The 25,251-nt window shown below is 60.4% G+C and carries 20 protein-coding genes and 2 pseudogenes; 15 read left to right on the top strand and 7 right to left on the bottom strand.

Going from position 1 to position 25,251, the window contains the following annotated elements; translation table 11 throughout:
• Positions 1-4: 4 nt before the first annotated feature.
• Genes ACR2TX_RS10455 through ACR2TX_RS10440 form a run of 4 tightly spaced genes read right to left on the bottom strand, consistent with a single transcriptional unit; the run spans position 5 to position 5,052 of the window.
• Positions 5-1,126 carry an ABC transporter permease gene (locus ACR2TX_RS10455; protein WP_077732640.1) on the bottom strand — a complete coding sequence of 374 codons (1,122 nt, stop codon included), beginning with the start codon at positions 1,124-1,126 and terminating at the stop codon, positions 5-7.
• A 7-nt stretch (positions 1,127-1,133) separates the two neighbouring features.
• Positions 1,134-2,276, bottom strand: coding sequence for an ABC transporter permease (locus ACR2TX_RS10450; RefSeq protein WP_077732639.1), 1,143 nt, complete (start codon positions 2,274-2,276; stop codon positions 1,134-1,136).
• Entirely contained in the window at positions 2,273-4,036 is a 1,764-nt protein-coding gene (locus tag ACR2TX_RS10445; RefSeq protein WP_077732638.1) for an ATP-binding cassette domain-containing protein, read from the bottom strand. The genes ACR2TX_RS10450 and ACR2TX_RS10445 overlap by 4 nt, the downstream gene beginning before the upstream one ends.
• A complete protein-coding gene (locus ACR2TX_RS10440) occupies positions 4,033-5,052 on the bottom strand; it encodes an efflux RND transporter periplasmic adaptor subunit (protein WP_077732652.1) in 1,020 nt (339 codons plus the stop codon). The genes ACR2TX_RS10445 and ACR2TX_RS10440 overlap by 4 nt, the downstream gene beginning before the upstream one ends.
• Positions 5,053-5,148: 96 nt before the next feature.
• Here ACR2TX_RS10440 and ACR2TX_RS10435 point away from each other — a divergent pair, with 96 nt between their 5' ends.
• A complete protein-coding gene (locus ACR2TX_RS10435; RefSeq protein WP_434132089.1) occupies positions 5,149-5,889 on the top strand; it encodes a TetR/AcrR family transcriptional regulator in 741 nt (246 codons plus the stop codon).
• 50 nt (positions 5,890-5,939) lie between these two features.
• On the opposite strand, the pseudogene ACR2TX_RS10430 reads toward ACR2TX_RS10435, so the two are convergent.
• A pseudogene (locus ACR2TX_RS10430) lies at positions 5,940-6,322 on the bottom strand (isochorismatase family protein); the annotation flags it as partial.
• Positions 6,323-7,051: 729 nt separating this feature from the next.
• Between ACR2TX_RS10430 and ACR2TX_RS10425 the strand changes: the two are divergent.
• The 11 genes from ACR2TX_RS10425 (at position 7,052) to ACR2TX_RS10375 (ending at position 18,604) form a co-directional block, all read left to right on the top strand.
• Positions 7,052-7,507 carry an RHS repeat protein gene (locus tag ACR2TX_RS10425; protein ID WP_168175545.1) on the top strand — a complete coding sequence of 152 codons (456 nt, stop codon included), beginning with the start codon at positions 7,052-7,054 and terminating at the stop codon, positions 7,505-7,507.
• 1 nt (position 7,508) lies between these two features.
• The gene (locus ACR2TX_RS10420) at positions 7,509-13,106 is read left to right on the top strand and encodes an RHS repeat-associated core domain-containing protein (protein WP_434132087.1); all 5,598 of its coding nucleotides are present in this window, start codon (positions 7,509-7,511) and stop codon (positions 13,104-13,106) included.
• Complete coding sequence (locus tag ACR2TX_RS10415) at positions 13,106-13,699, top strand: hypothetical protein (RefSeq protein WP_077732634.1); 594 nt, start codon at positions 13,106-13,108, stop codon at positions 13,697-13,699. The genes ACR2TX_RS10420 and ACR2TX_RS10415 overlap by 1 nt, the downstream gene beginning before the upstream one ends.
• A gap of 223 nt (positions 13,700-13,922) precedes the next feature.
• Positions 13,923-14,546 (top strand): RHS repeat-associated core domain-containing protein, encoded by a 624-nt coding sequence (locus tag ACR2TX_RS10410; RefSeq protein WP_077732633.1) that lies wholly within the window; start codon positions 13,923-13,925, stop codon positions 14,544-14,546.
• Positions 14,543-14,944 (top strand): hypothetical protein, encoded by a 402-nt coding sequence (locus ACR2TX_RS10405; protein WP_077732632.1) that lies wholly within the window; start codon positions 14,543-14,545, stop codon positions 14,942-14,944. The genes ACR2TX_RS10410 and ACR2TX_RS10405 overlap by 4 nt, the downstream gene beginning before the upstream one ends.
• A gap of 73 nt (positions 14,945-15,017) precedes the next feature.
• Positions 15,018-15,353 carry a DUF6984 family protein gene (locus ACR2TX_RS10400; RefSeq protein WP_077732631.1) on the top strand — a complete coding sequence of 112 codons (336 nt, stop codon included), beginning with the start codon at positions 15,018-15,020 and terminating at the stop codon, positions 15,351-15,353.
• A gap of 65 nt (positions 15,354-15,418) precedes the next feature.
• Entirely contained in the window at positions 15,419-15,493 is a 75-nt protein-coding gene (locus ACR2TX_RS10395) for a hypothetical protein (protein ID WP_434132454.1), read from the top strand.
• A gap of 425 nt (positions 15,494-15,918) precedes the next feature.
• The gene (locus tag ACR2TX_RS10390; protein ID WP_168175544.1) at positions 15,919-16,797 is read left to right on the top strand and encodes a tetratricopeptide repeat protein; all 879 of its coding nucleotides are present in this window, start codon (positions 15,919-15,921) and stop codon (positions 16,795-16,797) included.
• Between the two features lie 344 nt (positions 16,798-17,141).
• Positions 17,142-17,432 carry a hypothetical protein gene (locus ACR2TX_RS10385; protein WP_077732628.1) on the top strand — a complete coding sequence of 97 codons (291 nt, stop codon included), beginning with the start codon at positions 17,142-17,144 and terminating at the stop codon, positions 17,430-17,432.
• 61 nt (positions 17,433-17,493) lie between these two features.
• A complete protein-coding gene (gene xrtM / locus ACR2TX_RS10380) occupies positions 17,494-17,997 on the top strand; it encodes an exosortase family protein XrtM (RefSeq protein ID WP_240502664.1) in 504 nt (167 codons plus the stop codon).
• Entirely contained in the window at positions 17,984-18,604 is a 621-nt protein-coding gene (locus tag ACR2TX_RS10375) for a hypothetical protein (protein ID WP_077732627.1), read from the top strand. Before xrtM ends, ACR2TX_RS10375 begins: the two co-directional genes overlap by 14 nt.
• Before the next feature lie 303 nt (positions 18,605-18,907).
• On the opposite strand, the pseudogene ACR2TX_RS10370 reads toward ACR2TX_RS10375, so the two are convergent.
• Positions 18,908-19,036: pseudogene (locus ACR2TX_RS10370) on the bottom strand (TOTE conflict system archaeo-eukaryotic primase domain-containing protein); the annotation flags it as partial.
• A 49-nt stretch (positions 19,037-19,085) separates the two neighbouring features.
• On the opposite strand from ACR2TX_RS10370, the gene ACR2TX_RS10365 reads away from it, so the two are divergent.
• The 3 genes from ACR2TX_RS10365 to ACR2TX_RS10355 all read left to right on the top strand — a co-directional run bounded on the left by ACR2TX_RS10365 (position 19,086) and on the right by ACR2TX_RS10355 (position 24,834).
• Positions 19,086-20,258: an ATP-binding protein gene (locus ACR2TX_RS10365; RefSeq protein ID WP_077732626.1), complete on the top strand. Its 1,173-nt coding sequence runs from the start codon at positions 19,086-19,088 to the stop codon at positions 20,256-20,258.
• A gap of 581 nt (positions 20,259-20,839) precedes the next feature.
• Complete coding sequence (locus ACR2TX_RS10360) at positions 20,840-22,285, top strand: 3' terminal RNA ribose 2'-O-methyltransferase Hen1 (RefSeq protein ID WP_077732625.1); 1,446 nt, start codon at positions 20,840-20,842, stop codon at positions 22,283-22,285.
• Positions 22,282-24,834, top strand: a complete 2,553-nt coding sequence (locus ACR2TX_RS10355; protein WP_434111511.1) for a polynucleotide kinase-phosphatase — start codon at positions 22,282-22,284, stop codon at positions 24,832-24,834. The genes ACR2TX_RS10360 and ACR2TX_RS10355 overlap by 4 nt, the downstream gene beginning before the upstream one ends.
• 198 nt (positions 24,835-25,032) lie before the next feature.
• Here the strand turns inward: ACR2TX_RS10355 and ACR2TX_RS10350 are convergent, their stop codons facing one another.
• On the bottom strand, positions 25,033-25,239 hold the full coding sequence (locus ACR2TX_RS10350) for a ribbon-helix-helix protein, CopG family (protein WP_077732441.1): 207 nt from the start codon (positions 25,237-25,239) through the stop codon (positions 25,033-25,035).
• Positions 25,240-25,251: the final 12 nt, after the last annotated feature.

The following is a 25,251-nucleotide window of genomic DNA, read 5'->3' as shown; positions in this document are numbered from 1 at the left end:
CGCACTAAGCCAGCTTGTTGCGGAACATCCAGGCGGCGATGGGCAGCGTCACGGCCGCAATCATCAGAAGTGCCAGCATTTCGGGCAGCAGCTGGACGATGCCGGCACCCTCCAGATAGATCTGGCGCGTCATGCTGATGGCATAACGGAGCGGGTTCACGGCGGTAAGGTATTGGAGTGCGTCCGGCATGGTCATCACCGGCGTGGTCAAGCCGGACAGCAGCATGAACGGCATCATCACCACGAGCGTACCGATCATGGCCTGCTGCATGTTTCGGGCGATGGAGGAGAGGAACAAGCCGATCCCGACCGATGCCGCCAGGAACTCGGCAAGGCTCAGGTAAAGCACGAAGTAGGAGCCCGCAAAGGGAATTTGGAACCATAGCTGGGCGACCAGCAGGATCGAGGTGGCCTGAATCAGCCCGACGATCATCGACGGCAATGCCTTGCCGACCATGATCTCGTAGGGACGGAAAGGCGTCACCAGCAATTGCTCGAAAGTGCCTGCCTCCCGTTCGCGAGCCACCGACATGGCGGTCAGGCTCATCGTCATCATCATGGTGATCGTCCCGATCAACGAGGGAATCATGATCCACTGTGTCTCAAGGTTGGGGTTATACCACGCCCGGGGCGTCACCTTGATGCCGGGCGGCGGCGTAACGCCGTTCTCCTGGCGCCACCTCTGCACGAAGTTCGCGGCCAGGGTGCTCACATACCCTTGCGCGGTTCCGGCGGTGTTGGTGTTGCGCCCGTCGGCGATCGCCTGGACCTTGGCGGTACCATCCGCCATCAATTGGCGCTCGAAGTCCCGGTCGATGATCACCGCGAGGACAGCGCGGCGATCCGTGATCGGGTCGGCAATGTCGGAAGCGTTTTGCAGCGTGGCGATACGATCGAAAGTGCCCGAACCATCGAGGGTGGCGATGAAGGCCCGCGACGCCGCACTGTGATCGCGATCGAGCAGCACATAGGGGACATGGTTCAGATCGTAACTGGCGGCGTAGCCAAAAATCAGGCACTGCAAAATGGGCGGCACGAACACCGTGACCCGGCTCTTGCGATCTTTCAGGATCGCCAGAAGCTCCTTGCGGATGAGGGCGAGGATGCGAAATAAGGAGTCGGTCATGGCAACCTCAGTCGATGCGCTTGCGGGTCGCCTTGGCGGCCATGGCCATGAGCAGTGCGGCCATGCCGGCGAGGACGAGCGCGTTGGGCAGGATGATGGGCCACACGTCCCCGGCCAGAAACAGGGTCTGCAGCGAGCTGACGAAATAGCGGGCAGGAAAGATGCTGGTCACGATCTGGGCGCCCCAGGACATGCTGCGGATGTCGAAGATGAAGCCCGACAGCAGGGTCGCTGGCAGGAAGGTCACCAGAAAGGTGATCTGGCTGGCGAGAAATTGGCTCTTGGTCGCCGACGAAATCACCAGTCCCATACCGAGCGCCACCAGCAGGTAGAGCGAGGAGACCAGCACCAGCAGCCAAAGCGACCCACGCAAGGGGACGGCGAACAAAAACTGGCTGCCGGCAACCGCAAGGACGAGCCCGAACATGCCCATGACGAAATAGGGCACGGTTTTGCTCAGCAGGATTTCGACGGGACGAACGGGGGTCGCGAACAGCGCCTCGAAGGTGCCGCGCTCCCATTCCCGGGCGATGACCAGGGAGGTCAGCAAGGCTCCGATCAAGGTCATGATCAGGACGATCAGGCCCGGAACCAGGAACCAGGAACTCTCGTTGGCCTCGTTGAACCACAGCCGGCCCTCGATGGCGATAGCAGAGCCGCCTGCAGCGGCGCGGCCTTCGGCGATCTCGCGAGCCAGCCAGGTCGCTACCGCGCCCCTTGCGTAACTGATCGCGATGCGGGCGGTGTTGGCGTCCGTCGCGTTGACCGCCACCAACAGATCGGCTTCGCCGCGCGCCACATCCCGTGCGAAATGGGGCGGAAAGCGAACGACGGCGCTGACTTGATGCTCGGTCATCAGCCTCGCCGCCTCGGCCATGGTATTGACCGGGTGTACCCGGAAATAGCTCGAAAGGCTCAGCGCCGCGCTGACGGCGGAGGTCTCTTCGGAAGCGTGCTCGACGACGACTGCGACGGGGAGATGCTTGAGATCGAAGGAAAGCCCGTAGCCGAACAGGATCAACATCACGATCGGCAGGACGACGCCGATGGCGATGGCGCTGGGGTCCCGGAGGATCTGCCAGGTTTCCTTGCGGATCAATGCCCATACCCGCCGGGCACGGCTTCGCGCCATCAGCTCCTGGCCGGTCATTGCGCCGCCTTCCCTACGCTGTGCCGGGATTGCTCGACGATGGCAATAAAGGCATCCTCCATGGTGGGCAGCTGCCCACTTCGGGGCTCCCCCTGGGCGCGGATCGCCGCCGGCGAGCCTTCCGCCAGGGCGATGCCGCCATCCATGATGATCACACGGTCGCAATATTCGGCCTCTTCCATGAAGTGGGTCGTGACGACGACGGTCACCCCCTGTTCCGACAGGGCCGTGATCCGGCCCCAAAACTCGCGGCGAGCCAGAGGATCGGCACCGCTGGTCGCCTCATCCAGAAACAGGATTTCCGGTTCATGCAGCAGCGCCGTGGCCATCGCCAGCCGCTGTTTGTACCCCCCCGGCAGCTTTCCGCCCGGCAAGGCCGACATCGGGCCGAGATCGAACTGGTCTTTCGCCCAGGCGATGCGGTCGCGTTTTCTGGAACCGCGCAGACCATAGGCGCTCGCGAAGAAATCCAGGTTCTCATCCACGGAAAGGTCGCCGTAGAGCGAGAATTTCTGAGCGACGTAGCCCAGTTTCGCCCGTGCCTCGGCACGGGCGGTCCTCAAATCGGCCCCCGCTACCCGGAGGCGCCCGCCAGTGGCCGGGATCAGCCCGCATAGCATGCGGAAGGTGGTGCTCTTGCCCGCCCCGTTCGGCCCCAACAGTCCGTAGATTTCCCCGCGCCGTACCTGAAAGGACACATGGTTCACGGCGACGAAGTCGCCGAAGGTCCGAACCAGATCGAGAACTTCCACGGAAGGAACGCCGACCGCCTCGCTGGGACGGCGGCCCAGCGTGATGGATGGGGAATGGATCTCGCCGACCGCGGCTCGGAACAGCGCCATGAAGCCGTCTTCGAAGCGCGGGGCTGCGGGTTCAAACTCGAGGCCGCCCTCTCCGCCATCATCTTGAGGGACGCGCGACGAGCGGGTAACGACCCGAACCTTCCCCGCCTCGGGTACGGCGTCCGCCACACCTGGATGCTTGAACAGGCGTGCCTGCAGAGAGCGGGCCGTGGAGCCCTCGGAGGAGGTGGCGAAAAACACGCGCCCTTCCGCCCGAGAGGTGATCTCCTCCGGTGTCCCTTCCGCGAGCACTTTGCCTTGATGCAGGACCACGGCATGGTCGCAGAACGCGGCCTCGTCGAGATAGGAAGTGCTGACGATGACCGTCAACGCCTCCTCACGCACCAGACGCCGCACGATTTCCCACAACTCTCGGCGGGACAACGGGTCGACGCCCACGGTCGGTTCGTCCAGCAACAACAGGTCGGGCGAACGGACCAAAGTGCAGGCGAGGCCCAGTTTCTGTTTCATGCCGCCGGAGAGCGCTCCCGCCAAGCGACCGGTGAACGGGCCGAGGGCGGTCATCTGCAGCAGGCGGGGATAGACCGCCATGCGCGCCGCTGGGCTGATGCCGTGCAGTTCGGCATACAGATCCAGATTTTGCTGGACGGTCAGATCTTCGTAGAGGCCGAACCGCTGGGGCATATAGCCGATGCGGTCCTGTATGGCCTGCGGGTCGGACGAGGCGTCGATGCCCCGAACCCGTACCGTTCCACTGTCGGCGAAAACCAGGCCGGCAAGCATCCGCAGGAGGGTCGTCTTGCCGCCTCCGTCGGGACCGACCAGCGCAGTGAGGGTCTTATGCCGTGCCGCAAAGGAAACGTCGTCGATGGCCTTGACGGTCTCGCCCGTTTCACGGCGGAATGTCTTGTGAACCCCGCGAATTTCCACCGGATGCGTCAGGCCTTGCAGGCTCATTGCCGTGCCCGGTCGCGGGCAGGTCCGTCTGCATCCGGCGGAATCTTCACTGTTGCCGGCATGCCCAGGCGCAACACGTTCTGGGGATCTTCGACGAACACCCGGATTTCGTAAACCAGGCTGGCGCGCAGGTCTTCGGTCTGCACCGTTTTCGGCGTGAACTCCGCGACCGGCGAGATGAAGCCGACCCAACCCTCGATCGGATGATCGGGAAGACTGTCGACCAGGATTTTCGCGCGGGATCCGGAATGCACATGCCCGAGCTCCGGCTCGGGAACGTACGCCCGCACCCATTTTGTCCCGATGGTGGCCAATGAGAACACCGGTTTCGTCGGGGACGCCATCTCTCCCGGCTCCATCAGCCGCGACTGGATCACGGCGTCGAAGGGTGCCCGCAACTCGGCGTCGGCCAATTGCCGGCGAATCAGTGCCAGCTGCGCCTCGTAGCCCTTGAGCTGGGCTTCGGCCTGGGCGATGTCTTCCAGGCGTGGTCCGATGACCGCGAGCCTGAGTGCCTTCTCAGTAACCTCCACCTTCGCGGCCGCCACATCGGCGGCCGACTTTGCCGCATCGAAATCCTGCTTGCTGATGGCCGCACTCGACACCAGATTTTTCCGCCGCCGGTAGAGAGCCTTGGCGTTGTCGGCGTCTGCCTTGGCGGATACCAGGTTCGCCCGAGCCTGTTCGATCTCCTCCGGCCTGCTGCCGTTTCGGAGGCGCTCCACGACCGCTTTCTGAGCATCTACCGCGGACTCGATCTGGATCGATTGGGGCACCAGCCGGCTGGTATCCATGCGGGCCAGCACCTGCCCTTTGCGGACCACATCGCCTTCTTCCGCTAGGATCTCGGTGATTCGCTCGGTTCCATTAAACGGTACGGAGGCTTGGCGAAAGTCGATGTTGCCGTACACGGTCAGCAAGCCCTCTGCGGAAGGGCGATGGATATGCCACCATCCGCCGCCTAGAGTTACCAGGATGAGAGCTGTCGGAATGATGATGCGAGCTTTCGTGTTCATGGCATAAGAATGGGTGCAGCCACCACTTTTGTCAAATTCGAATTTGAAATTTAAATTTACGTTCATAAGACATGCTTTTCCCGGTATGCTCTTTCCATGAAACAAGAGAAGCGAAATCGAAAATTGCCCGGTCACCGGGACGATGGCGTAGCCACAAGGTGGCAGATCCTCGAGGCTGCAGGCGAGGTATTTGCCGAAAAAGGGGTTGCCTACGCCACCGGCAAGGAAATCGCCGAACGAGCAGGAGTCAATTCGGCAGCGGTGAATTACTACTTCCGCGGCATAGATGGCCTTTACGCCGAAGTCCTAGTGGAGGCCCATCACCGGTTGATGGATTTGGAGTTCCTGAAGAAGATCTCCGAAGCCCCGGGGCGTCCGGAAGACAAGCTGAGCGTCTTCATCGACGGCATGCTACGGGCGGTTCTTGGTCCGATGTCTTCCAACTGGGCCCTGCGCGTGCTGGGTCGGGAAATACTCCACCCCTCCACCGCGTTTCCAATCCTCCTGGAGAGGGAACTCCTCCCCAAAATGCAAATCGCCACCGCGTTCATCAGCGAGATTCTAGGGGTACATCCCGACCACCCTGCGGTCGCGCGCAGCAGACTCGCCATCATCGCGCCGTTCGCCCTGCTTCTGCTCGGGAGCTCCAAAATGCTGGAACACGCGGCACCACAAGAGGCTATCGCCAATCAACCGGACGCTGCCATTGAGCACTTCAAACGATTCTTCATGGGCGGGCTGGCCCAAATAGCCTCCGACCTTGCGCGTGAGAAGGCAGGAAACGGTGATGATGTAGCCAAGTCACCTCAGGGGGCGCCGGGACGTTCGGCGCACTGATCCAGGTCAACTACCAACATCCCCCGCTGAGTAAGCGTTGTTCGTCTCCCTCAGCCTTGTAGGGCCGGCATCACCACCTGCTGCACGATCGCGCTCCCTTCGGGGGTGCTCCAGTTGCCCGCAAGTTCCGCGATCACCTGGTTCGTGCTGGACAGCGTGACGCCGTTCTTCTCCATGCGGCGCAGAGCCATGTCGTCGCCGATCTGGCTCGGCGAACCGCCGGCATCGGCGATGACCTGAACCTCATAGCCCTCGCGTACCAGGCTCAATGCCGGGAAGACCGTGCACACATCGTTGTGACGCCGGCGATGATGAATTTCTTGCGTCCGGTCGCCTTGACGGCCGCCGCGAAGTTTTCGTCGTCCATCGCGTTGACGATGCCGACGCGCTTGATGCGGGCGGCGAATTCGGCCGGCAGAATCGACTCTAACTGTAGTGACCTGCAATGGAAAACCCGAGAACCTGCAATCCATCGGGCTGGCCTGCAATCCTTCGCCGCGGACCGGGATTATTTGCAAATATGATTGCCTCGACTGGCGGACACAATCATCAAAAGATGGGAGTGGTAACGGCCACGACCAGCCCGTGGGCCATCAGATACACAGGCTACTTCTAGGAAAGAGCGACGTATTCCCATGCGCGGAAGCCAAAACGCCTGGGAAAAATCAGTGAACTATGTCACAGCAATGGATGTGAATATTCACCATCCACTGACACAACCCTGTAACGCGGCGACTTTTAAGATCGCCTTTAGCGGTGAATTTGGCGCAATTGCGGGTGACGGACGCAACCGAACGGTGGGAACCGTACGAGCGCCGTCCGCCGCGGTTCAACGGACAAGGGGTATCGGCCGGAGGGGTCAACCCCGGTAACGATATCGCCGCCTTCGTCGACCGGCGATTCACACAAAACTTAAACGATGCGTTTTATGGGGGGTTGGGCCTAGTCGCCCTTGTTTTGCCATGGCGCCTCGAAATACCGGTTCAAAAACTTAAGGTAAGGCGTTATGGAACGAGACACGCGCGCAACGCGTCACTCCTCTTCAGGGCCCGAACGGCGATCTCACCGAATCGTCCTGGCCTTCAATCCCCAGTGCCGGTCCACGGATCGCCACCGGAACCTTCGGTTAGCGCTGTGCGCGGGTCTCCTGTCAGGGCTGGCCTTGCCGAGCGTTCGTGCCGTCGAAATCAACTATGCCTATGACGACCTCAACCGGCTCGTGAGCGCAACCCGGTCCGACGGCCCGGCGCTGGCCTTCCAGTACGACGAGGCCGGCAACTTTACCAGCCAGGGGGTCAGCAACAGCCCGGACACCGACGGCGATCTGATCGCCAACTTCGCCGACCCGGACGACGACGGCGACGGCATGCCCGACGCCTGGGAAGCGCAGTACGGTTTCAACCCGCTCGATCCCGCCGATGCGGCGCAGGATACCGACGGCGACGGGATCACCAACCTGGCTGAATATCAGGGCAATACCGATCCCTTGCAAAACCAGCAAAACTCGGGCACCGCCCATGCGAGCGTGCCCGCGGTGCCGGCCGAGGGTTTGCTCCTGATGGCCGTGGCGCTGTGGCGCATCGCCGCTCGACTGAACCAGAAAAACCGGGGCCTTTGACATGAAGCCGGAAACAAGAAGAAGCGGGGTGGCCCCGATGGCCCTCTGGGTGCCGTTCGTGGCGTTCGTCACATTGGCTGGGCTGGTCTCGGCAGAGCCTTTCGCCGCGCCCGAGGGCTGGATCGACCAGCGCGCCAAGCTCGTCTCGCCGGAATCGGCCGAACGCGTGGTCGCCCAACGCGAACAGACCCTGGCGCAGGAGCGCGACCGGCAGGCTGAGCGGCAACACCTATTGGGCGCGACCGCCGCGCCCCGCGCGGCCGCGGAGATCACCGCGGCGGCGGAGGGCCTGGTGCCGGCCGCCACCGAGTTCAGCCAGCTGGCGGCGGCCCTGGACAACGATCCGCGCCGCATTTACCAGTTCGTCCGCAATCATTTCGCCTACGTGCCGTATTACGGCGCGCTGAAAGGCCCCTACCTCACGCTGAAGGAACGCAGCGGCAACGATTTCGACCAGGCCGCCCTGCTGGTGGCGCTGCTCCGGGCCGCCGGGTTCACCGCCCAGTTCCAGTACGGCAGCATGACCATCCCGGTGTCGGCCGCCGATGGCCTGGACCTGGCCCATTGGCTGGGCACCGAGGCCAATGCCGGTGTGATCGGCACGATGATCGCCACCGGCGGCATTCCGGCCGTCAACCACGGGACCAGCTTCACGCTGGATCGGGTCTGGGTGGTGGCGACGATCAACGGCAACACGGTCGCCCTGGACCCGGCGTTCAAACCGAGCGACAAGCTGGCGGGCATCGATCTGGCGGCCGCCATGGGCTACGACCCGGCGGCGTTACTGAGCGCGGCCGGCGGCATCACCGGCAGCCATTCCATCCAGAGCCTCGATGCCGGCGCCCTCGACAACGCGCTGAATACGCTGACCACGCAACTGGCCGCGCAGCTCCAGCAAAACTACCCTAATGCGCGGGTCCGCGACATCGCCGGCGGTTTGGGCATCCTCCCGGACGACAGCGCCAGCCTGCCGGCTGCGCTGCCGTTTCCCGGCACCCCGACTCAAAGCCCCTGGACCGACATTCCCTCCGGCTACATCCACACCGTCCGCCTGCAACACGGCGGCCTCGATACGACGCTGAACATCCCCGAGATCGCCGGGAAAAAACTGAGTCTCAGCTATGCCGGCGACAGTGCCACGATCGATCCGCCGCCGGCCGGCGCGACCGATTTCGGCACGGTGGCGCCGGGCCAGGACGGGCCGACGTTTACCTGGACGCCCGGCAATCCCAATTCGGTGGTCATCCAGGTCACCAGCACGATCACCGGCACCGGCGCCGGCGCCTTCCAATTCGTTTCGGGCGGCGGCACGCAGAACATTCCGGCCAACGGCAGCGTCCAGGTCAAGGTCAAGTTCACCGGCGTCGGCCAGAGCGCGGGCCGCAAGAATGCCAGCCTGACCTTCAACTATACCTACCAGGGGAATTCCATCGGCTCGCAGACCGTGGCCTTGACCGGCGCCGTGGTCAGTACCCCCGTGGCCGAGCTGTATCTCGACGACACCCTGCTGCTGTCCGAGGGCACGCCCTCCGGCGACCTGACCCATCTGACCCTGACCGTCGACCACCCCTACAGCGCCAGCGTCAGCAACCCGTGCTTCACGGGTGCCCGTTTCGCGGACCAATGCGCGACCTTCACGTTGAAACGGACCGGCGCCTACGTGCTGGCCTCGGCCTTCGGCGGCGACCGCGACAGCAGCCTTTTGGCCGAGCGGCAACGCTACCTCGACCAGCTCACCCTGCACGGGGCGGCGAACGGCTCGCGCGAGGTGCTCTCGGAAACCCTCAACGTCATCGGCCTCGGCTGGATGCAGCAGACCCAGCTGGCGTCCGATCTGCTCGGCGCCGTGAGCGACCACCGGATCCTTCAGCATCACCGCTTCGGCATCGTCGGCCAGGAGGACGGCTACTTCATAGACGTCAAGGCCCAGTTCTCCCCGGTCCTGCCGCAAAGCAGCACCGCCGTATCGGGCGCCTTCCAGGCATCCGGCCTGATCGCCAGCGCGCTGGAACACGGCGTGCTGGAGCAATCGCAGGGCGCCGCGCAGGCGGCCCTGTCCACGGTCAAGATCTTCGCCCTCAACAACCAGAGCGGGCAGAAGTTCTTTCTGGCCAACAGCGGCAATTTCGGCAGTATTCAAGGCCAACTGAGCGGCTACAGCGCCAACGATCTCGCCGACCTGCAAACGGCCGTCAACGCCGGCGCCACGCTGATTCTGCCGCAAAACGGCCAGGTGGCGCTCAACGCCTGGCACGGCAAGGGCTACATCGATTACCGCGTGAGTGGCAGCCAGCGGAGCCTCGGGATGATCATCGGCGGCGGCCTGCAGGGCGGCTACGGCTCCTTTCTGGGGCCCGTGAGCACGCCGGCGGCGCAGGCGAGTTACGCCCCGGTGCAGGTGCCGCCGGGGAACGTCCCGACCCCCAAGGGCGCCGATCCGGTCGATCTGGGCTCGGGCGCCTACCTCAACCAGGCCGCGGATCTCCGCCTGGGCGGTGCAGGCGCGCGCGGCCTGAGCCTGGCCCGCTACTACAACAGCCAGCAGGTCAATCAGGCGAGCGCCGGCCTCGGCCGTGGCTGGACCCACGGCTATCATCTCCGCCTCAGCCGGCACAGCGACGTCAAGACTGCCCTGGGCCTCAGGAGCCCCCGGGATGCCGCCGCCCTCATCGTCGCCGCGGTTGTGACCCGCGACCTGATGGCGCCCACCCAGCCGAGTCTTCAAGCCTGGACCGTTGGCGCCCTGGTCGCGCAGTGGGCCACCGATCAACTCTTGGACACCAGCGTCAGCGTGCGTCTCGGCGACCGATCCTTGAGCTACCGGCAGCTGCCGGACGGCAGCTACGTGGCGCCGCCGGGCGTCACCACCCAGCTGGTCCAGCTGGCCGACGGCACCTTTGAACTCAGGGAGCGCTTCGGCACCGTGCTGGCCTTCGACGCTCAAAACCGAATCCAGCGGCTGACCGACGTCGACGGCAATACCTTAAGCTTCACCTATGACGGCAACGATCGGCTGACCCAGGTCAAGGACGCTTACAACCGCACCTTGACCCTGACCTACACGAACGGCCGGCTCACCCAGGTGGCCGACAACCAGGGCCGGAGCGTCAGCTACAGCTACACCGGCGACGACCTGACCCAATTCCGCGATGCCGAGAACCAGCTGTGGCAATACGGCTATGACGCCAATCACCAGATTGTGACGGTGACCGATCCGGTCAACAGCGTCATCGTCAGCAACGTCTACGACGACCACCACCGGGTCATCCAGCAGACCTCTCCGCGGCAGACCGGCTCCGCGCTGTACCGATTCCACTACACCGGCCGGTCGTCGGCCGAGGAAGACCCCGAGGGCCATCGCACCACCTACACCTATGACGACACCGGCCGCACGATCGCCGTCGAAAACGCCCTGGGCCAGATCGTTCGGACCCGCTACGACGGCCAGGGTCATGTCGTCCAACAGACCGATCCCCTGGGCCAGGTCACCCAGCACGGCTACGACGGCCAGCACAACCGGGTCCAGTCCGTCAACGCCTTGAACCAGGCCACCGGCTTCACCTACGATGCCCAGCAGCGCCTGATCCGGGTCACCGACGCCCTGGGCCACGCGGCCGAGATCGACTATGACGCCGAGCACCACCCCATCGCCGCGCGCAACGCCTTGGGCCAAGAGACTACTACGGCCTATACCGCGGCCGGCTTGGTACAAAGCCGCACCGACGCCAAGAACGCCGTCACCCACTACACCTACGACGGCAACGGCCATCCGGCCACCGCGAAGACCGGCACGCATCCTGCTGTCGCCACCCAGTACGACGCCATCGGCCGGCTCTTAAGCCTCACCGACCCGGCCGGGGCCGTCACCCAATTCCAGTACGACAAACGGAGTCTGCTCATCCAGCGCACCGATCCCTTAGGGAAGCTCAACACCTCGGGGTACGACAACGCCGGGCGTCTCAATAGCCACACCGACCGCAACGGCGATACCGTCACGACGAGCTACACCCCAAGCGGCCAGCTCGCCCAGATCGTCTACCCCGGCAACCAGACGGTCAGCTTCACCTATGACGCGCTGGACCGCCTGACCGGCATGACCGATCCGAGCGGGACGACCAGCAACACCTATGATGCCGCCGGCCGCCTCACCGCCCACACCGATCCCAACGGCTTCGAGGTCCGGTACGGTTACGACGACGCCGGCAACCTCACCCGGCTCACCTATCCCGGCAACCAGACCGTGAGCTACACCTACGATGCCCTGAACCGGCTGCAGACCGTCACCCTCGACGGGCTCAACCAGACCGAAAGCTACACCTACGATGCCGCCGGCCGGCTGACCCAAACGAATCGGTTCAACGGCAGCCAGACGACCTACGGCTACGACGCTGCCGACCGCCTGACCCAGCTGACCCACACCGCCAACGGCCAGACCCTGGCTCAATACCAATACACCCTCGACGCCAACGGCAACCGCACGAAGGCCCTGGTGACCGAACCCAGGCTCCCGGAACAGCTCATCAATCTCACCCGGACCTACAGCTACAACACGCCGAAGACCCGGCTGACCGGCACCCAGCTCGACGGCGCCGCCACCCCCTACAGCTACGACTTTGAGGGCCAGCTGCAAAGCAACGGCGCGACCACCTTCAGCTTCGACCCCGCCCAGCGCCTGACCGGCCGCGGCACCACGAGCTACACCTACGACGGGGTCGGCAACCGGATCCGGGCGACGCGGAACGGCACCGTCACGAAATACGTCTACGACGCCGCGGGCAATCTCCTCGCCGAAGCCGACCAAAGCAACACCATCAAACGGTACTACATCCACGGCCTGGGGCTCGCCGCGCTGGTCGACGCCCAAACCAACGCCCTTTACGTCTATCACTTCGACGGCACCGGGCACACGGTGGCGCTGACCAACGCCAGCCAACAGACGGTCAACACCTATGCCTACGATCCTTACGGCCGCTTGATGGCGACGACCGAGACCGTTCCTCAGCCGTTCCAGTACGCGGGGCAGGTCGGGGTGATGGCCGAGGGCCAGAACCTGTACTACATGCGGGCGCGGTATTACGATGCCAGTGTTGGGCGGTTTATCTCGGAAGACCCCATCGGCTTCGACGGCGGACTCAACCTGTATGCCTATGTCGGGGGGAATCCGGTTACCCTGGTCGATCCGAGCGGGCTAAGTCCCTCCGAAGGAGCGCGCCTATCGCAAGCTCAAATCGTTCAATTTCAAAAAGATGCTTTTGATATTGCTATAGGCTTTGCCTTACCGACTAGTAAAGTTAGCAATCTGCTTAATGGATTGGCTAAGGGAGCATCGTCACTTTATTATGACGTGACTCGTGCGGGTAGTCGTTACGCGAATCGAGCAACCGACGTAACGAAGTCGGAGTTTGAGAAAAATCTCATCGATTCGGGTTTCACGCGATCTGTGAGCAAGGATGGCAAAGCCATCATCCTTGAGAAGGATGGTGCGAAATACATTTTGCGCGACGGAGCTAAGTCAACCGGCAGCCCAACTGCGGATTATTACAAGCCCGGCAGCAGTTCTATTGATCTAAAAATTCGACTTGAACAGGGAGCGCCGTGATGCTGACCAGTACGTTTATCGCGGATGATCAAACCTTTGCAGCGTACAAGGCGGAGGTCGAAAAGTGTTGTCGGATAGAAGCGAGACTTCCCGAGCAAGTTTTTCGTGAGGGGTTCAGTCGTTTCGCTTTTGAAGAGTTTGATTGGGCAATGTCTGCGACGTTTTGGCCTGCAATTCAGGCCCTCTGCCGTTCTTGTGGTGATGTTTCGTTGCTCGTAGCAGTTCTCGACCCCGATCCAACAGATTACTACAAGAATGAGTTTGGCTTCTTCAATTGGGCAGTGCTTCCGGTGTCTGCGTCAGCTGACGAATATTGGAATTTGCTTAACCAGTACCCTGACGAGAGCCCAGCCGACTCCTTGTTAGCAAACTCCGAGAAGGTTGTGTGGCTGGCACAGTCAGGGAAATGGGCAGTCTGGGGTGAGCGTAGCTTGGAAGTTTGCATCTTAGGTTGCCGAGAGTCTGTGCAACATGGCTTAGGGCATGATGTCGAATGGGCTCTGAAAACTGCCATGCCAAACTGTTTTCGTGAACGGGTTGTTCCACCAGAATATGCAGAACGCCTTCGGCAAAATTACGGCGCATTAGCGTGAACTAACATGTGAGATGCGCCAATGCAAATGTGTGTAATGCTGCCGACATAAAGAGGTGCATCATTCCAGAATACACCGGTTGGTCATGACGACACCGAAAACAAAACCCGGCAATATGGCTACGACGTGAAGCCCGCGTAGGCTGGGTTGAGGCACGAAACCCAGCGTTTCACGGCTCGGCTGTGCCGGGTTTTCGCAAAGCTCCAACCCAGCCTACGGACTGATGGCGGCGACCGAAACGGTTCCCCAGCCGTTCCAGTACGCGGGGCAGGTCGCGGTGATGGCCGAGGGCCAGAACCTGTACTACATGCGGGCGCGGTATTACGATGCGGCGGTCGGGCGGTTTATCAGCGAAGACCCCATCGGCTTCGACGGCGGACTGAACCTGTATGCCTATGTCGGGGGGAATCCCATCAATCTGGTGGACCCAAGCGGGTTGGCGGCCACGGAATGCAATGGCTGCGCGATTTCGACGGTTGGCCCCTTTGATCTGATTGGCGGCGGCGCCGCAGCGGCCAAGCTCCTGTATAGCGGCGGCAGGAGTTTGTTGGGAATTCTGGGCGGAGCTGCGGCGAAGCACTTAGACGATGTTGCGAGGGGTGTAGATCCTAACAAGTTGAAGCATATTTTTGGGCAAGAACGACACAATTTGAGCGGTGTGGTAAACCAGTTTGGCTCACAACAGAAGGCTTTCAATGCTATCCAGCAGGCGACCGAATCCGCCGTTCGTTCTCAGGGGCTAACGGGAGTTTTTGAAACGACCGTAAAAGTTGGCACTGAAACCATTACCGTTCGAGGAAATATTGTTGATGGAGCTGTAAAGATTGGGACCGCGTTCGTGCCATGAAAAATGAACTATCTAGATTCGAGAAAGCAATACTCGAGAAGCTGCTTGATGGTGATTTTCCGTTATTCAATCAGCTACGACAGCAACTTGCACGGTGCACAGTAGTAAAGCGCGAGTTTACGGGATTTGGCTTCTATACGACCTTGGCCGTGCCTGAAGATGTGCGTCGCACAGTAGGGCTTGACGTTAAATTTGGTGATGTAATTGGAGAAATTCCAGATCTGCCGAGCGGGGCAGGTTTTCTGCTTTATGTTAAGGATGGAGTTCTTGATATGCTTGAAGGTTATAGTTATGACGAACCTTGGCCATCATCCATTGATAGCTTCAATCTGAAGTATGTGAAAGGAGAGCAGCGTGACTTGGTGACCATAGAGGAGAGTTTGTGGCAGAAGTTATAAGCCCCGTAGGCTGGATTGAGGCACGAAACCCAGCGTTTCAAGGCTCGGCTGGACCTTAACGTAGAATGGATTCATGGTGCTCCGTAGTCCATCAAAAGATGAAGTTAGGCTTCTTGAATTTCTGCTCTCGAAAGCTCAGATCGGTGTGCTGAGTGAAGATTGGCGGGCGAAACTAAGAGTTTCCGAGATGGAAGACGGCGGCATGGGGAGCTTACGACTGTTTCCTGACGGATCGCAGGTGGAAGATCGGAAATTTGGGAGACGGGCAAGTGAATGTCAATTTACGGACGAGGACGGCGTCGAGGTTCTTGCCTCACTGAATCTCGATCAGGACGGAAACCTCTATGAACTTGATATCTGGAAAACTGACTTTGGGAAACTGATTCGAATTCCAGCACAACTTGCATAAGCCACAAAGAAACATAACAAGGCAAGGTGCTCTTGTCGGTGGCCGAGGGCCAGAACCTGTACTACATGCGGGCGCGGTATTACGATGCGACGGTCGGGCGGTTCATCTCGGAGGACCCCATCGGTTTTGTGGGGGCTTGAACCTGTATGCCTATGTCGGGGGGAATCCGATTATGGCGGTCGATCCGAGTGGGTTGGAACCAACACGATTTGGTCTATCAAAAACCGAGCTCGATCAGTTTGAGAAGGACGCTTTCGATTTGGAAAATAAACGAGGAGTTTAGGCACGTCGGAAAGTTGGAGGGTGAAAATCAAAAAGCAGAAATAGGAGTAGTCGTGAATCCTTTCGACATTGTTCATCGAATGCGGACAGGAGAATATGAGTTTTTTTACCCAGGATATTGAGTGTAAGAAAAGAAATGTACCGCAGAAATCGGGGGCAGAGACGATTTCAAAGGCGATATCGTATTCGATTCCCTTCTTCTGCGGCTGGGATGCGGTGCAGTAGACGCCAGCGATCTATGGCAAAAGACACTTACTCTCCCCCGAACTTTGGGACGCACTCGATGAATGGAAAAATACTGAGCTTATTTTTGTCCCTTTTCGCGCCTGCCCTGCTTGCGGGCAACCTGGATGAGGCCTTGCGTTTGTTAAACGAAGGCAAGTATGCCCAAGCACTGGGAATCATCCAGGAACATGCGAAAAACGGCAACGCGGAAGCCGAGTATTATCTGGGCGTGGCTTATGCGGAAGGCGTCGGGGTCAATAAGAACCCGCAAGAAGCGCTACGCCTGATCAAGTCGGCGGCCATCAAGGAATATCCTCAAGCTCAATTTGCCATGGGCAACCTCTACCGTATCGGCGCCTTTGGCCAAGTACACTACCTAAGGGCCATCGAGTGGTACGAGTTGGCTGCCAATAAAGGCTTGGCAGAAGCCCAGCACGCGCTGGGCCACGCCTATACCAATGGGGTCGGCGTACCCGTAAATTACGAGAAGGCTTTGCAATGGTACCGGAAGGCGGCGGAGCAAGGCGATGCGATTTCTCAAAACAATATCGGCTGGGCCTACCAAAACGGCTTTGGTGTCGACAAGGATTACCATGAAGCCGTGAAATGGTTTCGGATGGCGGCCGAAAAGAATCAGGTCAATGCGTTGAACAATCTGGCATTGGCATACGATAACGGCCAGGGTGTCGAAGCGAATCCCGCCGAAGCGGTTCGTTTGTGGCAGATCGCGGTCGATTTAGGTTACTCCTCCGCGCAGAACAATTTGGGATTGGCCTACGAATTTGGCAAAGGCGTTCCCAAAAACATCGTCAAAGCGCTCGAATTGTTCAAACTGAGCGCCGAACAAGGCGATCCGAACGGCACGGTCAATTACAACCGATTACGTCAATCGTTGGCTCCGACCAAAACGCCCGATCCCCTACCAAGTCCACCGTAAGCATTCTCTGCACGGACGGCATCACCAATTGGCCGAGTATCACACCGGTGGCGACCCCTTGGTAGCAGCCGCCGATGCGGACGTACCGTTCGTCCCGGTCTGGGGTCTGATTGTCATGGTCTTGTCGCCAATCGGCATTGCCGTTCGCCAAGCCCGCGTAGAAGACTGGGTTGCGGAACGAAACCCAGCGTTTCAAGGCTCGGCGGTGCCGGATTTTCGCAACGCTCCAACCCAGCCTACGGGCTCTAGAAGCCGCAGCCACTCGCGCCCTCGTTTTTCGGCAGTGGTAAATAGCGAGAAAATAACGTGGAAGAAATAGACGCAAAATTCGCGAGTCCGCATTGATGAGAGTTGCTCGTCTCTTCAATGTCGCGCCGGCTTCACTTTCTCCTGATTCTGTCTTCGGAGTTGACCTGAAGGCCAGCTTCGTTTCGGATTTCAAGGCAAACGAGTTTGACCCACTGGATTACGACATCCATGACGTCGCCGATCGCCCAACTTTAAAACAGCTGAGCTCGGGCGCATTGGTAATTCGGACTGTCGGCGACTACTGTGAGCAGATGATTCGTTGCTACAAAACCAAGCCTGATGACGTAAGACGCATCCTTGGAATGACTCATCCCCAGCCGTTGTAAAACAATGGAGTAGTTTTTAATGAAGCTTCCTATGCCAACGCTTCGGTCTCACAAACGTTCAATGTATACGCCCGGGTGGCTTCAACTGCTGCTCTTCCTCGGATGGTATGGGGCGTTCCACTACGCCTATTTCCAGATACCCGATGACGTGTTCAGAGAGCTGTATCACCGGGGATTGGGTACGCTTTGCGCGGACCTGATCAATCTGCTCACGCCCACGGAACGGGTGTCGGCTGTTCAGAATCGGCTGGTGTCGCCACAGGCCGACCTGGAAATCGTCCGAGGCTGCGACGGCGCGGGCGCGTTGTTTCTGGTGATCTCGGCCATCTTGGCTTTCCCTTCTACGATCACGCGCAAATGGATCGGGATCGGCTTGGGCGTTTCGTTGATGTATGGCCTCAACCTGATCCGGATCAGCGGGCTGTATTTCGTCATCGCCCATTATCGCGACTGGTTCCAGTTGATCCACACCTATCTCGCGCCGACCTTGATCATCGTGATCGGTTGCCTGTTCTTCGCCGGGTGGGCGGCGGGCGCCTTGCGATCCGCCGATGCAGCGCGCTGATTGGCTCAAGCTCTCCGCGAAAGCCGTGGCGGCCTGGCTCGGATTGTCGGCCTTGGGAATCTATCTCAGCGCACCCTTGGCGGAACTGATGTTGCCGCTGTTCCGGTTCGTCATCCTGTCGGTTGCCCCCGAATACGCACCGTCGCTCAAACTGGTCGCGGACAATCACGATGTCCTCATCCAGCTCGAAGCCTGGCTGTTGCAGCCGTTGCCCTTGGGCGGCGGCCAACAGATTCCGGCGGGCCTGGCAGTAACGACCGGAACCCATCTGATGCATACCCTGGTTCCGGTGGTCATCGAAGGGTCCCTCCTGATGGCCTGGCCCACGCGGCGCTGGGTCGAACGCGCGGTGTTGCTGGTATTGGGTGTGCCGACGTCGATATTCATCGTCGGCCTCACCGGCCCTTTTGTATTGCTGGGAACGCTGGAAATCCAGCTTCAGGACATGGCGCAACAGGCCCATGTGGTGCGCAATGAACCCCTGACGTTGACGTGGATGATCTTTAACGAGATGGGTGGACGTTGGATGCTAGCCATAACCGCGGCCATCTTGTGCCTACAAGTACAAAGGGGACTATTCGGCAAAGTTGGGCACTCCACAGCGTGAGCGGCGGGTTTCCCTTTAATTTCCGGTCCATACACGGTCTCTCAAGAAATTTACTCGACTGTATCCTAAGGGCGCGTACTGCTCGCTCGAGTTTGAAGGAAGGGGACATTCGTGAACGACCGGTATCGGTCAAGACGAATGGTCGTTGAGGCCAAATTTCAGACGGTGAGAGCAACCTCTGTTTCTGGCCGTATAGGGCACTTCGGTGGCTATCGGAAATCCATCTGAACTCATGCTTGGCTCTATCGAGGCGGGCGCCAACGCGATTTTCAGTTCATTGCGATGCACCAGGATCGAGGTATTGTTGCCGAAGCCGCCTTTCGGCATGGTGTCCCGGTTGGGAAAGAACCGGTCGTAGGAGGCGAGTTTGAGTTGTTGGGGACTAGAAAGCGGCTTCGATCCAACTGATCTCGTCAGATCATGGCTCGCCAATAGTTTATCAAACCTTGTATATCATCCACATGATGGATAATATGCAAGGATGATTGCTCGCCGTATTCTGCCCATCGTAAGAGAAGCCCTGAGCGACCAGGCCGCCGTCGCCTTGATAGGCCCCCGCCAGGTCGGCAAGACCACCTTGGCCTTGACCCTGGCGCAGGAGCGTCCTTCCGTCTACCTGGATCTGGAGTCACGGGAAGACCGCGCCAAATTGACCGATCCGGAATTATTCCTGCGAAACGTCCGGGACCGCATGGTTGTTCTGGACGAGATCCATCGAATGCCGGATTTGTTCCAGAGCCTGCGCGGACTGATCGATGAGGGACGCCGCAGCGGCTATCGAACCGGGCGCTTCCTGATTCTGGGGTCTGCCTCCCTGAGCTTGCTCCGCCAATCCGGCGAGAGCTTGGCGGGCCGGATCGCTTACGTCAATATGGGGCCATTCGATATTCTGGAAACCTCGGCCGGCAATGGCGAAGACGTCGCTCGGTTATGGGTGCGGGGTGGATTTCCCAACAGCTTTCTCGCGGCGGACGATCGGAAAAGCTTGCGTTGGCGCAGGGATTTCATCCGTTCCTATCTGGAGCGGGAAATTCCGCTATTCGGTCCACGGGTACCGGCGGAGACCCTCGAGCGCCTGTGGACGATGTTGGCCTATGAGCAGGGCGACCTGTTGAATGCCTCGCGCCTTGCCACCTCCCTGATGATCAGCGCGCAAACCGTAACACGCTACATCGATTTACTGGTCGATCTGTTACTGATCCGCCGCCTGCGGCCGTTCCACGCCAATCTTGGCAAACGCCTGGTCAAGTCCCCAAAGGTGTATCTTCGAGACAGCGGCATAGCCCATGCCCTGCTGGGGTTGACGGACTATAACGCGCTCAGTGGCCATCCCGCTGTTGGCGCGAGTTGGGAAGGTTTTGTCATCGAAAATCTGCTCGCGGCTGCACCGGAGCAAACACTGCCAAGCTTTTACCGCACCGCCGTCGGCGCCGAGATCGATCTGCTACTGGAGATGCCGGGCCAAGGCCTGTGGGCTATCGAAATCAAGCGAGGTCTGTCTCCAAAGTTGGAAAAAGGCTTCCAGATCGCCTGCGATGATCTGCGGCCGGATCGACGTATTGTCGTGTATGGAGGTAGCGACCGCTATCCCATCAAGGCGGATGTTGAAGTGATCGGGCTCAGAGCTTTGGTGGAAATGCTCGCGGCACTTTGAGGCTCACGGCCCACGTCCCTGCCAATTTGCGCCGAACGCTCGCTTTCGGCCGAGACTTGCCCAATGGTGCGCGGGTACGTAAGACCGCTCGGAAGCCGCCATCGGGTCCACGTATGGTCGAACCGCAGGGGTTGGCACGAAGCACTCGCTCGGCCTCAAAGGAAGCGGACGCTCATGAATAAGCGGTATTGAGCGAGCCGAATGGCTGCTTCGGCCGAACTGCCGCCGGACAGATATATAGCGCGCCCAATGATTGCTTAACGGCCATTTCTACCGTTCGCGTTTGAGCATCAGCCAGCTAGAATGTCGACTTCACGAAGCCCTGTTCGAATTGTAAATTTGGTCAAGGGCGGACCTCAACGATCCAAATCTGAGTGACAGTTGTAAAAGGCATACCTGCCTTTCAAGTTGCCCTTAATCTGTCGCCCCCCCCGTGAAACCTCGTTCTGCACTTTCGCGTGCTAAACTCAAATCGCTGACTCCATCGTTACACGGATGATACGGTCGATTTTGGCGTCGACGTTTTCCGCTTCCGCCCTGATGGATGGATGTGATCATGCCCCTCACCATGGAAGCTCTTCATGCTCCTGACCCTCACCAACACCCAGTCGCCCGCAACGGATCTGGGATTTCTGCTGCATAAGCATCCGGACAGGGTGCAGACGTTTTCCCTCAGCTTCGGCGAGGCCCACGTGTTTTATCCAGAGGCATCACCCGACCGCTGCACCGCGTGCTTGTTGGTGGCGGTCGATCCGGTGGGGCTGGTGCGGGGCAAGACGCAGGCAAGCCGCGGGCTGCTGGACCAATACGTCAACGATCGCCCCTATACCGCTTCTTCATTCCTGTCGGTGGCCATCGGCGAGGTGTATTCCTCGGCCTTGCAGGGCCGCTGCAATGCCCGGCCGGACCTGGTGGAGCAACGGTTATCGCTGAATGTAAAGCTGCCTGCCGTATCGGTCCGGGGAGAAACCGGATTGATTCACGCTCTATTCGAGCCGCTCGGCTATGAGGTGGAAGCGACCCGATTGCCCCTCGACGAACATTTCCCGGAGTGGGGGGACAGTCCTTATGTGGCGCTGACCCTTGCCGCCTGCACGACCGTCAAGAACGTCCTGTCGCATTTGTATGTGCTGCTGCCGGTCCTGGACGACACGAAGCATTACTGGGTCGGTCAGGATGAGCTGGAAAAACTGCTGCGCCATGGTGCAAGCTGGCTGGCCACGCACCCGGAGAAGGAACTGATCGCCCGCCGCTATCTGCGTCACCAGCGCAGCCTGGCTCTGGAAGCCCTTTCCCGACTCGATGTGCCCGAAGAGGACGACGGCATCGAACCGAATGGTCCGGTCACGGAGGTTGGAAATATGGCGGTGAACGATATGGCCTTCATCACTTCGGAAGAGGCGGCGGTCGAGTCCCCCCTGTCCCTCAATGAGGCTCGTATTCGCGCCGTGTTGGAGGTTCTGCATGCTGCCGAAGCAGAGTCCGTGGTCGATTTGGGATGTGGCGAGGCGAAGTTGCTATCCCGGTTGTTGAAGGACAGTCGCATCGGCCGACTGGTCGGCCTCGACGTGTCGATCCGCGCGTTGGAAATCGCCGCGAAGCGTCTGAACCTGGACCGGTTGCCGCCGCGGGTACGGGATCGGATTACGCTGCTTCACGGCGGGCTGACTTACCGAGATGCGCGCATCGAAGGGTTCGATGCCGCCTTGGCCATCGAAGTGATCGAGCACTTGGACTTGGGGCGTCTGGCAGCTTTCGAGAAAGTGCTGTTCGGCTGTGCCCGGCCGCGCATCGCCATCGTGACCACGCCTAACGTGGAATACAACATCCGCTACGAAACCCTCCCGGCGGGACGATTGCGCCATCACGACCATCGGTTCGAGTGGACGCGGACGGAGTTCCAGTCCTGGGGCCGGCGCGTGGCCGACCATCATGGCTATCAAGTGCGTTTCCAACCTATCGGCGAGATCGACCCCGAGTTGGGTGCACCGACGCAAATGGCTGTGTTCGAGCGGGAGGCGGCATGAAGATCACGCTTCCCGAATTGTCCCTGGTGGTGTTGATCGGTCCAAGCGGATCCGGTAAATCCACCTTCGCCCGGAAGCATTTTCTGTCCACCGAGGTGATTTCATCGGATTACTGCCGGGGTTTGGTGGCCGACGATGAAAACGACCAGTCGGCGACCGGCGATGCCTTCGACATCCTTCATTACGTGGTCGGCAAACGCCTGAAAAGGGGACGTCTCGCGGTCGTGGACGCCACCAACGTCCGGGCCGAGGATCGCAAGCCTCTGGTGGTGCTCGCTAGGGAATACCACTGCTTGCCCGTGGCCATCGTCATGGCCATGCAGGAGCATGTCTGCCATGAGCGCAACGCCGAACGGCCGGACCGGTCGTTCGGTCCCCACGTCGTCCGCAATCAGGCCGCCGCCCTGAACCGCTCGCTGCGCGGATTGGAACGGGAAGGCTTCCGCTACGTGTACCGGCTGCGCACTCCAGAAGAGGCCGACAGCGTGGAGATTCACCGTCAACCCCTGTGGAACAACCGCAAGACCGAGACGGGACCGTTCGACATCATCGGCGACGTGCATGGCTGTTACGACGAACTGGTGCAGCTGCTCACCCGCTTGGGTTACGAAGTGCGCCGCGACGGCGACAATATCGCCGTATTTCATCCGCAAGGACGCAAGCTGGTTTTTGTCGGAGATCTGGTGGATCGCGGCCCCAACATCCCCGACGTATTGCGGTTGGCGATGGGGGCGGTGGAAAACGGCAACGGCTACTGCGTAGTCGGCAATCACGACTTGAAGCTGGCCAGGGCGTTGCGCGGCCGTCAGGTCCAGAAGACCCATGGCCTGGCTGAATCGCTGGCACAACTGGAAAGCGAAACTCCGGAATTCCGGGACACGGTCGCAAAATTCCTGGACGGCCTGGTCAGCCATTACGTATTTGACGGGGGCAAGCTGGCGGTTGCCCACGCCGGTCTTCCCGAAACCATGCACGGCCGTGGGTCCGGCAAGGTTCGCGAGTTCGCCCTGTACGGCGAGACCACCGGCGAAACCGACGAATATGGACTACCCGTCCGTTACAACTGGGCAGCCGATTACCGCGGACGTGCCGCCGTGGTGTACGGGCATACACCGGTACCGCGCGCCGAATGGTTCAACAACACCTTGTGCCTGGACACCGGGTGCGTGTTCGGCGGCGAACTGACGGCCCTGCGCTGGCCGGAAAAGGAACTGGTCGCCGCGCCGGCGATGGCCACCTACTACGAACCGGTTCGCCCGCTGCTTTCGGCTCAGACCGAAACACTTTCACTGCAACAGGCGGCTGACGATTTGCTCGATTACGCCGACGTGTCCGGCAAACGCATTCTCCATCCGCGGTTAGGACATACCGTTACGACTCGCCCCGAAAACGCCGCGGCGGCGTTGGAAGTCATGACCCGCTTCGCGGCGGACCCACGTTGGCTGGTCTATCTGCCGCCCACCATGTCTCCCTCGGAGACCAGCGAACTCGACGGCTTCCTGGAACATCCGCGCGAGGCATTGGACTATTATCGTAAGGCCGGTGTCGGTTCCGTCGTGTGCGAGGAGAAGCACATGGGTTCCCGTGCTGTCGTCGCGATTGCCCGGGATGAAGCGGCGGTCTTGCGCCGTTTCGGAGTGGCCGGCGAAGGCCGGGGTATCGTTTACACCCGCACCGGGCGGCGCTTCTTCAACGAGCCCGACTTGGAAAAGGGGGTACTCGATCGTCTGGGCGAAGCCTTGAGCGCTGCAGGATTCTGGGAAGAGTTCCAGACCGACTGGTTCATTCTCGATTGCGAACTGATGCCGTGGTCGCTCAAAGCCAAGGAATTGCTGACCCGGCAATACGGTGCCGTAGGGGCCGCCAGTAAGGCGATGTTGCGTCCGGCCCTGGAATGGATCGCCGCCGCCGAAACGCGGGGCCTCGACGTTTCGGCGTTACGAGACCGCTATACCGAACGAGCCCGCGATGCCCAGCGTTTCGTCGATGCCTACCGGCGCTGCTGCTGGCATGTCCATTCGCTGGACGACATTCGCCTCGCGCCCTTCCATCTGCTCGCCTCCGAAGGCAAAGTACACGCCGACCGCACCCATGTCTGGCACATGGAAACTTTACATCGCCTCTCCCGGCATGGCGACGGCTTCCTGCTCGCCACGCCGTTCCGGATCATCGATCTGAGCGACGACGCTGCCCGTGCAGGTCTGGAGGACTGGTGGCTCGGACTCACCGATGAAGGGGGCGAAGGCATCGTCGTCAAACCGGTGGACTTCATACCGAAGCTTTCCGGCAAACCGGTTCAGCCGGCACTGAAATGCCGCGGCCGGGATTACCTGCGCATTATCTATGGTCCGGAATATACCCAACCGGCCAATCTCCAGCGGCTACGCAGACGCGCCCTGTCCGGCAAACGGGCGCTGGCCGTCCGGGAGTTTGCATTGGGGCTGGAGGCTTTGGAACGCTTCGTCGCAGGAGAGCCGCTAAGGCGGGTACACGAATGCGTGTTCGGCGTGCTGGCGCTGGAGTCGGAACCGGTCGATCCGAGGCTTTAACTGGATCCCGTTGACTCTCGCGAAGGCTTTTTAGCGATTCTTCAAATGTGGCACCGAAAAGAATTTCAATGTGGGGACAGATGTTGTGCGACCACAAGTTGCCGATAACCAGTCATTCCTGAAAACGCGCTTCGCTCACCGCAAAAGGTACACTGGCGGACCGGCATCAATCAGAACGCTTCGCGCGCAACTTGGCCTTCACTTTGGCTGAGACGTCTTCCGACACGCTGGAACGCCCGTCGGAGTGCCGCTCCTGACCTGTTGCAACAGGCTTGCCGGGCTCTTGAGCCCTAAAACCCGCTCAAGCGCATCCTTGACGAATTCCGACTTGGTGACGCCGAGGCGCCGGACTTCCTGATCCAGCCGCGCCTCCAACGCCGGATCGAGTCTGACCGAAATAGGCATAGGCTTCACCCA

The sequence above is a fragment of the Methylocaldum sp. GT1BB genome (genome assembly GCF_051027545.1).
GTDB lineage: Bacteria > Pseudomonadota > Gammaproteobacteria > Methylococcales > Methylococcaceae > Methylocaldum.
Note: the sequence above shows the minus strand (reverse complement) of the source record. Positions and strands in the feature narration are given on the sequence as shown.

Coding starts and splice junctions, on each gene's coding strand:
- ACR2TX_RS10455 (WP_077732640.1), bottom strand. CDS start 1,126: ATGACCGACTCCTTATTTCGCATCCTCGCCCTCATCCGCAAGGAGCTT.
- ACR2TX_RS10450 (WP_077732639.1), bottom strand. CDS start 2,276: ATGACCGGCCAGGAGCTGATGGCGCGAAGCCGTGCCCGGCGGGTATGG.
- ACR2TX_RS10445 (WP_077732638.1), bottom strand. CDS start 4,036: ATGAGCCTGCAAGGCCTGACGCATCCGGTGGAAATTCGCGGGGTTCAC.
- ACR2TX_RS10440 (WP_077732652.1), bottom strand. CDS start 5,052: ATGAACACGAAAGCTCGCATCATCATTCCGACAGCTCTCATCCTGGTA.
- ACR2TX_RS10435 (WP_434132089.1), top strand. CDS start 5,149: ATGAAACAAGAGAAGCGAAATCGAAAATTGCCCGGTCACCGGGACGAT.
- ACR2TX_RS10420 (WP_434132087.1), top strand. CDS start 7,509: ATGAAGCCGGAAACAAGAAGAAGCGGGGTGGCCCCGATGGCCCTCTGG.
- ACR2TX_RS10415 (WP_077732634.1), top strand. CDS start 13,106: ATGCTGACCAGTACGTTTATCGCGGATGATCAAACCTTTGCAGCGTAC.
- ACR2TX_RS10410 (WP_077732633.1), top strand. CDS start 13,923: ATGGCGGCGACCGAAACGGTTCCCCAGCCGTTCCAGTACGCGGGGCAG.
- ACR2TX_RS10405 (WP_077732632.1), top strand. CDS start 14,543: ATGAAAAATGAACTATCTAGATTCGAGAAAGCAATACTCGAGAAGCTG.
- ACR2TX_RS10400 (WP_077732631.1), top strand. CDS start 15,018: ATGGTGCTCCGTAGTCCATCAAAAGATGAAGTTAGGCTTCTTGAATTT.
- ACR2TX_RS10390 (WP_168175544.1), top strand. CDS start 15,919: ATGAATGGAAAAATACTGAGCTTATTTTTGTCCCTTTTCGCGCCTGCC.
- ACR2TX_RS10385 (WP_077732628.1), top strand. CDS start 17,142: ATGAGAGTTGCTCGTCTCTTCAATGTCGCGCCGGCTTCACTTTCTCCT.
- xrtM (WP_240502664.1), top strand. CDS start 17,494: ATGTATACGCCCGGGTGGCTTCAACTGCTGCTCTTCCTCGGATGGTAT.
- ACR2TX_RS10375 (WP_077732627.1), top strand. CDS start 17,984: ATGCAGCGCGCTGATTGGCTCAAGCTCTCCGCGAAAGCCGTGGCGGCC.
- ACR2TX_RS10365 (WP_077732626.1), top strand. CDS start 19,086: ATGATTGCTCGCCGTATTCTGCCCATCGTAAGAGAAGCCCTGAGCGAC.
- ACR2TX_RS10360 (WP_077732625.1), top strand. CDS start 20,840: ATGCTCCTGACCCTCACCAACACCCAGTCGCCCGCAACGGATCTGGGA.
- ACR2TX_RS10355 (WP_434111511.1), top strand. CDS start 22,282: ATGAAGATCACGCTTCCCGAATTGTCCCTGGTGGTGTTGATCGGTCCA.
- ACR2TX_RS10350 (WP_077732441.1), bottom strand. CDS start 25,239: ATGCCTATTTCGGTCAGACTCGATCCGGCGTTGGAGGCGCGGCTGGAT.